Source organism: Erwinia sp. (assembly GCF_031978025.1).
In the GTDB taxonomy this organism is placed as follows: domain Bacteria; phylum Pseudomonadota; class Gammaproteobacteria; order Enterobacterales; family Enterobacteriaceae; genus Erwinia.
Window position 1 is genome coordinate 1 of sequence record NZ_DALZCD010000307.1, and the last position, 4973, is coordinate 4973.

4 protein-coding genes and 1 pseudogene are annotated in these 4973 nt (G+C 54.8%); 3 read left to right on the forward strand and 2 right to left on the reverse strand.

All coding sequences use genetic code 11. From position 1 onward, the window contains the following. Positions 1-829: pseudogene (locus RTK32_RS18970) on the forward strand (ornithine decarboxylase); the annotation flags it as partial. A 61-nt stretch (positions 830-890) separates the two neighbouring features. On the opposite strand, the gene RTK32_RS18975 reads toward RTK32_RS18970, so the two are convergent. Then, a complete protein-coding gene (locus RTK32_RS18975; RefSeq protein ID WP_312046719.1) occupies positions 891-1526 on the reverse strand; it encodes a TetR/AcrR family transcriptional regulator in 636 nt (211 codons plus the stop codon). A 280-nt stretch (positions 1527-1806) separates the two neighbouring features. Between RTK32_RS18975 and RTK32_RS18980 the strand changes: the two genes are divergently transcribed. Further along, positions 1807-3027, forward strand: a complete 1221-nt coding sequence (locus RTK32_RS18980) for a Tm-1-like ATP-binding domain-containing protein (protein WP_312046721.1) — start codon at positions 1807-1809, stop codon at positions 3025-3027. A gap of 2 nt (positions 3028-3029) precedes the next feature. Then, entirely contained in the window at positions 3030-3857 is an 828-nt protein-coding gene (locus tag RTK32_RS18985) for a phosphoenolpyruvate hydrolase family protein (protein WP_312046723.1), read from the forward strand. Between the two features lie 211 nt (positions 3858-4068). On the opposite strand, the gene mltC is transcribed toward RTK32_RS18985, so the two are convergent. Then, positions 4069-4973 (reverse strand): membrane-bound lytic murein transglycosylase MltC (gene mltC / locus RTK32_RS18990; RefSeq protein ID WP_312046725.1); only part of this gene is annotated, 905 nt, incomplete at its 5' end.

Genomic DNA, 4973 nt, shown 5'->3' on the forward strand with positions numbered 1-4973 from the left:
CATTCCTGACGAGGTGGACGGAGAGCGCTGGCAGGATGTACCAACAGCTACCATTGCCGCCGACAGCCGCTATTTTAGCTTCGCCCCGCGCGCGGCCTGGCACGGCTTCGAGGGCTACGAAAAGGATCAGTATCTGATCGATCCCTGTAAGCTGCTCCTGACGACGCCGGGCATTGATGCCGCCAGCGGCCAGTATGCCGATTTTGGCATTCCGGCGACCATTCTGGCCAACTATCTGCGTGAAAACGGCGTGGTGCCGGAAAAATGCGATCTGAATTCCATTCTTTTTCTGCTGACGCCCGCGGAAAGCCTGGAGAAAATGGCACATCTGGTGGCGAAGCTGGCACAGTTTGAGCAACATATCCGCGAGGACGCGCTGCTACGTGACGTCCTGCCGACTATCTACCGCAAAAACGCCGTGCGCTATGAAGGTTATACGCTGCGCCGCCTGTGTCTGGAGATGCACCAGCTGTATGCCAGTAACGATGTAAAAGATTTGCAGAAAGCGATGTTCCGCCAGCAGAGTCTGCCGAAGGTGGCGATGAACCCTCAGGAAGCGAACAGTGAATTTATACGTGGCAATGTTGAACTGGTGCCGATTGCAGAGGCGGAAGGGCGCATCGCGGCGGAAGGCGCATTGCCTTACCCACCGGGCGTACTCTGCGTGGTACCTGGCGAGATCTGGGGCGGGGCGGTACAACGTTATTTTCTGGCGCTTGAAAAAGGCCTAAACCTGCTGCCCGGTTTTTCTCCGGAGCTGCAGGGGGTTTATAGCGAAACGGATGAAAAAGGTGAGAAGCGCCTGATGGGCTATATGCTTACCCGCTAAATCAGCTATCCCGCCCCGTGATGGTTGCGGGATAAGCCCCCTGGCTGAGTAGAGACGACGCTCAGCCAGCCTGTAGCGTCGCATCTTCCCGTGCCTGACGCATAATTGCTTTGGCAATCCATTTGCCAATGTCCTGAAGCTGGTCGTTATCGCAGCCCCAAATATCCTTCATCACCAAAAAAATCTCCGAACCGTAAACCAGCGACAGAGATTTGATCACCCGCTCGACAATTTCCGGCGGCAGTTCGTCATTTAACGGCTCTAAAACATGCTGCAACAGCGCTTTACGGTTTCCCCTTACCAGCTTTTCTCTGTCCGGCTTATCGCTGGATTGCGACTGTGCCCACTGGGTCAGAGAAAGATGCAGCGCGGCACGCAACGTGCCTTCATGCTCTAACATGCGTGGAAAAGCGAACGTCAGCAGCTCGTCGATGCGGTCGCTGGCTTCTTCACGGGTAGGGCGCCAGCTTTTAATCGGGCTGAGCGTTTCGGTAACGATGGCGGAAACCAGCGCGCTCTGCGTCGGAAAATAGCGGTAGGCCGTTGCGCGAGAAAGCTGAGCTTCCTGAGCGACTTCGGTAATGGACGGGAACGCGCCGCTGTCAAAAAGCCGCATAGCGGTCTCAATCAGTAAACGACGTGTTCTTGCGCGTGTGGCGGTCAGCTTTACAACCCCAGCGGAATCCCTTTGCTCCACAGTAACCTCATTTTGTTAAATCTGCCTGATATTCAAGTGATTGAAGACGGCAGTAGGTAAAGAGCATTCCCCTTCACCCGCGTCTGCAGGACAGGTTTCGTTATTAAGCATAGCCAACTTCCTTGTGAGACACTTATTCCATTCAATTGATTTATCATTGATGATAGTGATACTGTTATCTCATCAAATTGAAAGTAAAAAACTCTCAATCTCTATTTACTGTCTTATTGCTTCTTTATCAAGTCTTTATTGTGTCTGATAACAGGGTGTTGTTACGACTATGACTATTAATCGTGGTTTTGTTTACGCCGTCGCAACGGCAGATACTAAAGGAAGGGAACTGTTTTACGTCAGTGACTGCCTGCGTAAAGCGGGCGTCGATGTCGTGACAGTTGACCTGTCAACTCAACCAGTTACCGCACCTTATGCCGCCGATTTTCCGCCGGAACTGGTGGCCGATTTTCATCCGGACGGGCGCGAAGCCGTGTTCTGCGGTGACCGTGGCCGGGCCATTAATGCGATGGCGCAGGCGTTTAAAATTTTCCTTAACCAGCGCCAGGATCTGCTTGGCGTTATTGGCCTTGGTGGCTCCTGCGGGACGGCGCTGATCACGCCAGCGATGCAGGCATTGCCGATCGGCGTACCCAAAGTCATGGTATCGACGATGGCTTCCGGTGACGTGTCTGGCTATGTCGGCGCCAGCGATATCAGTATGGTCTATTCGGTTACCGATGTTTCTGGCCTGAACCGCATCTCACGCCGCGTGCTGGGCAATGCGGCCCATCAACTGGCTGGCGCCGTACTTTTTCCCGTCGACACCGACAGCAGCGATAAACCTGCACTGGGCCTGACCATGTTTGGCGTCACCACGCCCTGTATACAAACGGTCAGCGCGATGCTGGAAGAGAATTATGACTGCCTGGTGTTTCATGCCACCGGCAGCGGCGGCAAGGCGATGGAAAAGCTGGCCGACAGCGGTATGCTGGCTGGCCTGCTGGATTTGACTACGACCGAAGTCTGCGATTACCAATTTGGCGGCGTGCTGGCCTGTGATGAAACGCGTTTCGACGCCGTAGCCAACAGTCGTATTCCCTGTGTCATTTCCTGCGGTGCGCTGGATATGGTCAATTTCGGTCATCCTTCTACGGTGCCGGAAAAGTATGCCGGACGGCTTTTCTACCACCATAATGCGCAGGTTACGCTGATGCGCACCACGCCGGAAGAGAACGCAACCATGGCGAAATGGATAGCGGAAAAGCTGAACCGCTGTGAAGGCGACATCGTGTTCTTGATCCCCGATGGCGGTTTCTCCGCGCTGGATGCGCCAGGCCAACCTTTCTGGTCGCCGGAGGCAAGCGATGCCTTTACCAGCACGCTGGAGGCAAACATCAAACAGACCAGCCGCCGGGTTGTTCGTCGCCTGCCTTTTAACATCAACGATCCGCAATTTGCCCTGGCGGCAGTCAGAGAGTTTCGCCAGCTGATCGAAAAGGAGTGTTGAACATGGCTTTTACCCGTCAGGAGATACTGACAAAATTTAACGCAATGATTGCGCGCGGCGAACCGATTATCGGTGGGGGCGCCGGGACAGGATTGTCCGCTAAATGCGAAGAAGCAGGCGGTATCGACCTGATCGTTATCTATAACTCCGGGCGCTATCGTATGGCCGGGCGCGGCTCGCTGGCCGGGCTACTGGCTTACGGCAACGCCAACGAGATCGTAATGGATATGGCGAAAGAAGTGCTGCCGGTGGTGAAGAACACGCCGGTTTTGGCGGGCGTCAACGGCACCGATCCCTTCTGTCATTTTGATAAATTTCTGGACGATCTCAAGGCGATGGGCTTCTCTGGCGTGCAGAACTTCCCTACGGTAGGGCTGATAGACGGTAACTTCCGCGCTAATCTGGAAGAAACCGGCATGGGCTACGGGCTGGAGGTCGACATGATCCGGCTGGCTGCGCAAAAAGAGATGCTGACCACGCCTTACGTTTTCAGCACGGAAAACGCCGTAGCGATGGCCCAGGCGGGCGCGGATATTATCGTGGCGCATATGGGACTGACCACAGGCGGCAATATCGGCGCGGAAACCGCGTTGAAGCTCGCCGATTGCGTCCCGTTAATTAACGAGTGGGCAAAAGCCGCGAAGGAAGTGCGTAAAGACGTGATTGTACTTTGCCACGGCGGACCTATCTCCACGCCGGAAGACGCAAAATATATCATCAGCCAGTGTCCGCAGTGCGACGGTTTTTACGGGGCCAGCTCAATGGAGCGGCTGCCGACCGAAGTGGCGCTGACGGAAACCACAAAGCAATTTAAAAATATCAGCCGATAAAGGTCGGCGGACGGATCTGCACCGTCCGCCTGACTCTTTTACAGAGCGCACACCTGCGCTCTGTTTTTCGCCCATCACTTCAGGTCTTATGGCGTAAACCCACGCTATTTTCGGCAACTCACTTCAGGCCTTTACAGCGTAAATAAGCGCTGTTTTCAGCAGGTCCCTTTACGCGCCTACAGAAACCTGCGCCTTTTTTCCGACAAAGTCTTTAATAGCGGTGATAGCTCTTCTGCGCATTGTTCACTTTATAGAGATAGCGACGCGACTCGGCAGAAGGGTGGTTGGTGGTCAGCGTCTGATAGACCTCCGCTGGCGACAGATTATTGATCGCGCCAAAGGCCCGATTCTTGTCGCTGGAGAAGACTCTCAGCACGCTGCCCGCCCCGCCATTGTAGGCCGTGATCACCGCATAGCGACGTGAAAGCGGATTGGCGATACCGGAAAGATAGCTATCCTGCAGCAGCGAAAGATAGGCTGTTCCCGCGTCGATATTGTTTTCCGGATCGAGCAGGTAGCTGCGGCTCGGCTTACCCCATTTGCCCTTCATGCGGAACACGTCCGCGCCAGCGGTATGCTGTACCACCTGCATCAGGCCCAGCGCGTCAGAATGGCTTACCGCATAGGGGTTGAAGCTCGACTCAATCTGCATGATCGCCAGGATCAATGCCTGATCCACACCGTATTTCTCCGCTGCCTTGCGCACCATTGGCAGATATTTATGCGCACGCTTGTCCAGATGGTTGGGCACCATTGGAATCGTCACCGACCAGATAATATGCAGACCGGCGTTGCGACGCTGTAATTTATTCTGGATCAGATAATCAGCAAAGCTGGCCGCGCGTCCCTGCCAGCGGATGGCCTGGCCGGTGTTATCCAGCACCTGACCATAGAGCAGCGGCTCCTGGCCAAGCTGGATATCGTTAGCGTCGGAATAAAGATCGACATTACCCGGATCTTCGCCGATCAGCAGCGTGGTAATGATTGCCTGACGCAGGCTTGCCATCGGATCGGTACCGGCAATGGTCTCGATAGTGATCTTACCGGCGTCAAAGTTAATACGGCTGCGCGTATAATACTGATCGCTATACTTCACGTAGTCCTTGGGACCGGCGA

Coding starts and splice junctions, on each gene's coding strand:
- RTK32_RS18985 (WP_312046723.1), top strand. CDS start 3,030: ATGGCTTTTACCCGTCAGGAGATACTGACAAAATTTAACGCAATGATT.
- RTK32_RS18980 (WP_312046721.1), top strand. CDS start 1,807: ATGACTATTAATCGTGGTTTTGTTTACGCCGTCGCAACGGCAGATACT.